A 5159-nucleotide genomic window follows, 5' to 3' on the forward strand; every position below is an offset into this window, starting at 1 on the left:
TGGGAGGAGGCCACCCGCGACTCCCGGATCCAGCTCCACGGTCCCTTATGGCTCGTACGGGCCTTCCCGAGCTGGAACGGCCGCAGCATGTTCGCCCACATCAGGCCCGACGCCGCCGCTGCCACCGCGAATTGACGCAACGACCCGCCGCCGAGCCACTCCCAGTGGGCGCGATCTGAGGCACACGAGCGGCAGCAATCCGGCGCTGCCGTGGATGCCGCCGAAGTCCGGCACTCGGAGCGCGGAGACCGCCACCGTGTCCCGGAAGTGCCGGTCGAGGGCAGGCGACTCCTGCGAGCACCGACGCCCGGACGACACGCCACCAGCGCGACCGGGTCGGCGATCGGGTCGGCGAACGCGAGAACAGAAGCGCGTCCCAGAATGACGCCCGGCGTCACAGCTCAATGCCGAGTCCGCGCTCGACGACGCGTGTGGGCTGCTCAAGTGCGACCGCTCGTTCCGAGGCGTGCAGGGCGGGCTGCCATGTGGCTCGGTCTTCCAGTGGCGTGGACCGGTGCAGGGCCCGCAGCCCGGCCTCGGCCTCCCATTGGACCTGGACCGCCGTCGCGAGCGTCTCGGCGGCCCGGTCCAGCCGGACAGCGTCAGGGACCAGGGGCGGCTGGGGGGAGGTTCGCGGGGGCGAGCCAAAGCCAGGGCTGACAGCGCCAAGCCGGCCAGGCCGACGAACATGCTCGCGACGCCGGCGGTCTTGTCGTCACGCTCGAGGACTAATGCAAGCCCCAGCAGCATCGCGGCCGAGGCCCCCAATGCCCCACCCCGGGCGGCGATCCGTGCCCACGGTCGTCGGGACCGCGCCACGACCTGCTGCCCTCCCTCCTGGCCTGACCGGCATGCGCCGCTACCGATCACGTATATGAGCCGAACAGCGCACCTGGCGCAAAGCATACGCGACGGGCGCGCACACGATTCGGGCAGCGATCAGGATGGCACGGACTGGCGTTCGGGGTGGGCGGTGTAGAGGTACTTCATCGCGGTGGTGTCGGAGATGCCGAACACGCGCATGAGGCGGACGGGGTCGGCGGTGTGGCGGGCCTCGTCGAGGATCCGGTCGGCTCGCAGCTGCGAGGGGGTTATGCCGAGCGGCCGGAAGCACTGGTCGATCACCGCCAGGGTGACGGGCGGGTGGCTGGGGTCGACGGCGGTCTGCTGGCTGACCAGCAGGTAGGAGTTGCTGGTGTACGGCCAGCGCCGCTGGCGTTCCCGGAGCCAGGCGACCGCGAGGCGGTGGGTGAGCCCGTCCAGGTAGACGGTGTGGCGGCTGGTGCCGCGGTGGACCGTGAGCCGGCCGCGGGCGAGATCGAGGTCGTGCAGGCGCAGCTTGATGAGCTCGACGTTGCGGAGTGCATGGATGGCAATCAGCCCGACGGCCAGCCGCGCCATGGCGCCGTCGGCCTGGTCGAGCAGCCCACGGAGCCGATCGGAGGGCAGCGGTGCCGGCAGCCGCTCGACCTTGATGAGGGCGATGCCGCGGGTCGGGTCGCGAAACACCAGCTGTTCCTGCTTGAGGGCCTGGAACAGGCTGCGCAGGGAGACGTGGACCGAGCGGGCCTGGTTGCCCTGCCGTTCGCGTAGCACGGCCCGGATGTCGTCGGGCGTGATCTCCCGCAGGCTCGAGACGCGGGTGGCCCAGGCCTGCACCACCGGATCGGCGTAACCGACGTACTTGCGAATGGTCGAGAAGCCCATCGGGCGGTGTTGGCGGCGACCCTGGCCGCGGAGGACCTGCACCCAGCGGCGAAGCTCGCCGGCGATGCCGTCGGGCAGGGTCTGCAGGCGCTGCTCGACGGCGTGCTGGTCGACGTCGACCTGGCGGGCCGGATCGGGGACAACCAGGTCGTGCTCCTCCAGGAAGCGCAGGACCCGCCGGCTGCTGGTCCAGCGTCGCGCGGTGGGGATGGAACGGATGTCGGCCTCGGGGATCGGGGCCGCGGCGCCCAGCCAGGCGAGCAGCAGGTGCAGCGCCCGGGTCGCCTCGCCGCGGATCCCGTCATCCCAGGCCTGCGCGCGGCTGCGCTGCTTGAACGCCTCCAGCAGCCGCTCGGCGGCCGGGGTGAGGGCCGGCAGGGCCTGGGTGTCGATGCGCCGCCAGTCCCGCGGCATCGCAACCAGCGTGCCCTGGTTGGGGTCCACCAGGTGGCGCGAGACCGGGCGGGCGGGGCGCTGCGCCTGCAGTCGCAGCCGGGCCCGGCGGCCAAGCGGCCGGTAGCCCAGCGACCTGGACGCGGCGCGCAGCGTGAGCGCCAGCGTTCCGCCGAACCACAGCTGGGTGCACGGTTCGGCCAGCGCCTGCGGGCCATGCTCGGCGACGTGCAGGCGGCAGCCGCGACACAGCCCGTCGCCGTCGCCGACCGGCAGCCCGGCTCGTCGGCAGCGGCGGCAGGTTCCGGCCTGGTGCTCGAGGGTCCAGTGGCGGCAGCCTTGGCAGAGCGCCCGGAAGCCCCACGAGCCGCAGTGCCGGCAGCTTCGAGGCTGGGGGGCGGTGGCGGCGGGACGGTGAGCGGGGCGGGGGCGGAGCAGGCCCGCACGCCGCAGGACCTCGGCCGCCGCGTCGGCGAAGTGAGGCAGGTCGTCGAGGGCTTCCTCGCGGACGAGGTCGTCACCGTCGGCGTCGCGGATGGCGAGCGCCAGCCCCAGCATCCGGCAGACCCAGCGCTGCCATTCTGGGCTGTAGTGGCGCTCGGCGGCGTAGGCGGCGGCCGTGGTCTGGACCAGGGGGTTGTCGCGCAGGTCGCGACCGCTGATCCCTCGCGTGTGCGCGTCGGTGAGCTGGCGAGGCAGCCGGAAGAGGACCTGCTGGCCCCGCAGGGCTGGTGGGCAGACCTGCAGGTCGTAGGCTGGCTGGGCTGTGGCGCGGGTCCGTTCGATCCATGAGGGGGGCCGGGTTGGCTCCGAGGACCGGTCCGTGCGCTTGTCCAGCGGCTGGGCTTGCGGCATCGGCAGCCCTGCCAGGAGCAACCCGAGCTGGGTGGGGCGTCCGTCCGGGGTGGGACGCACGAGCCAGTCGAGGTCGTGGGTGCGGATCGCCTGCAAGCAGAGCCGACACAGCCCGTCGGTGTTGACGTGGCTGTCGTGCAGGCAGCGCCGGCATGCTCCTCGGTCGGGGTGCGCCCGCTGCCAGGACCAGCAGCCCGAGCACAGCGACGACTCGCGGAGCTCGCCCCAGCCCAGGCACCCCCGGCATCCGCCGACCGGGTGTCGCCGCTGCCGGGCCACGGCTCAGTTGGGTGGCAGAGCGCGACGGTTGCCGCCCCGCCGCGGCGTCGGCCGCGCCGGCCCCGTGCGCTCGTCGGCCGCGCCGGCCACACGGCGGCTCTCCTGCTCGTCACCCTCACTGGCGGCCAGTGGCTCGGCCTCCAACAGGTCGGCGACCGTGCAGCCCAACGCCGCGCAGATCTTGTCCAGGTCATCCAGCCGCACCGTGATCGGCTTTTGCCCCCACAGGGCCGCGACCTTGCTCAGCGACGGCATGAACCCGACCTGCTCGAAGGCGACCAGCAGCTCGCTTGGCCGCCAGATGTCCCGCCGGGCCGCGACCCACCGCAGGTTCCACTTCACCGCAAGCTCCCCTTGTCTATCAGCAGCCGCTGCGCCGCCCGCGACGCCGACTCCAAGCTGGCCCGCTCGGGATCGGCCTGGGCGGTAGCCAGGTAGCGGACCGTGGTGCTCGGCCGCCCGTGACCCAGCAGCTTCTGCACCTCCCACAGCGTCATGCCGCGCTCGTAGTTGTGGGTCGCGCAGGCGTGCCGCAGCAGATGCGGATACAGGACTTGAACCGGTCCGGGCAGGTGCTGATGCGCGGCGGTCTTCAACGCGTGCCGAAACGTGGCCGGCACGACCGCCAACCCGCTGGTCGGCACGTTGAGCGCGGCGACCGCCGGCGGCAGCCGCTCGGAGGGCCACAGCGGCGCCGTCAGGTCCTCGGGGTCGTCGCCGAACCGGCCGCGGATCTCCTCCACATACCACCACAGCAGCTCGCGGCCTTCGGCGAACAGGTAGGCCTCCCGCTGGCGTGGTCCCGACCCGCCGGCGCCCTTGCCGTTGACCAGGAACCGACCCCACTGCCCAGCCTCCCAATGCACCTCGCCGATCCGGACCGCGCACAACTCCCGGGCGCGCACCCCAGAGAGGTAGGCGATCTTGGCCATGACGTAGTCCCGGCAGGCGACCGCCGGCTTGCGGGCCTGGGGCAGCGCGGCCCGCCAGGCAGCGAAGAACTCCCGCAGCGCCCGCTGCGACGGCGGCACCCGCAGCCCGAAGTCGCCGCGATGGCGGGGCCGGTTGAACCGGTCGATCGGCGACTCCACCGCCACCCCGAACCGGCGCGCGATCTCCCCGGCGTAGCGCTGCTCGAGGAACGCAAAGTAGCCGTCGATCAGGTTCAGCTTCTGGCGAACCGTCGAGCGGCCGCGCCTGCCCGGGTCCGCGAAGTAGCGGTCCACCTGCCGCGGGGTCAGCCGCCACGGCACCAGCCCGTAGTACTCGCAAAGCTCCACGACCGGCCGCACCAGCCGGTCCAGCGTGCTCGCGGCCAGCCCGGCGACATCCCGTGCCCACTGATATTCGGCCAGCGTGTCGATGAAGAAGCTGTGCTCATCGTCGGTGGTGACTTCGGCGGCTCGTCGACGCTGCAGGGTGACGACATCGGCCAGGCCCGGCTCGACCGCCAGCTCTGCGGCCAGCTCGCTCCCGTTCGGCTCGACGACCGACGAGGGGACCACGGTCAGCGCACGACTCTTGGAATCTGCCATGGCGCGGCAGATTACACCCTGAATCGTCAGATTCCTAATCTAACCGGCAGAATCCAGGAGCACTCCGGAGGTCTGGTATCAGCGGCCTTGAGCTCCGGAGATGCCGTTATGCAGAGAGAGTCAAGATCAACGAACCCGTACGTACTCCAGTACGGCGGACCTTGGCGCAGCGGTTGCGCAGGTCCAGGTCGGGACGTCCAGGGCGAGGACCTCGCTGGTGCGGGCGGCGGTCTCATATCAGGATGGTCGCCACCCGCCTGTGGACTCCGGTCAGTCCTCCATCCCGGGTCGGCTCGATGCGTGCTCAGCCGCCGAGCAGCCAGCGAGCAACCGCGTGAGCGATCGGCAGCCCTGTCTCGCTCTCGAACCAGGAGAATCCCGGAGACGGGT

Annotated in this window: 3 protein-coding genes; all 3 read right to left on the bottom strand. The window is 72.0% G+C overall.

Going from position 1 to position 5159, the window contains the following annotated elements; genetic code table 11:
* Window positions 1-939 precede the first annotated feature (939 nt).
* Complete coding sequence (locus VG276_29110) at window positions 940-3051, bottom strand: hypothetical protein (protein ID HEV8653346.1); 2112 nt, start codon at window positions 3049-3051, stop codon at window positions 940-942.
* A gap of 186 nt (window positions 3052-3237) precedes the next feature.
* Complete coding sequence (locus tag VG276_29115; protein HEV8653347.1) at window positions 3238-3576, bottom strand: helix-turn-helix transcriptional regulator; 339 nt, start codon at window positions 3574-3576, stop codon at window positions 3238-3240.
* Window positions 3573-4769 (bottom strand): site-specific integrase, encoded by a 1197-nt coding sequence (locus VG276_29120; GenBank protein ID HEV8653348.1) that lies wholly within the window; start codon window positions 4767-4769, stop codon window positions 3573-3575. Before VG276_29120 ends, VG276_29115 begins: the two co-directional genes overlap by 4 nt.
* Between the last annotated feature and the right edge of the window lie 390 nt (window positions 4770-5159).

This window comes from Actinomycetes bacterium (assembly GCA_036000965.1).
Taxonomy (GTDB): Bacteria; Actinomycetota; CALGFH01; order CALGFH01; family CALGFH01; genus DASYUT01.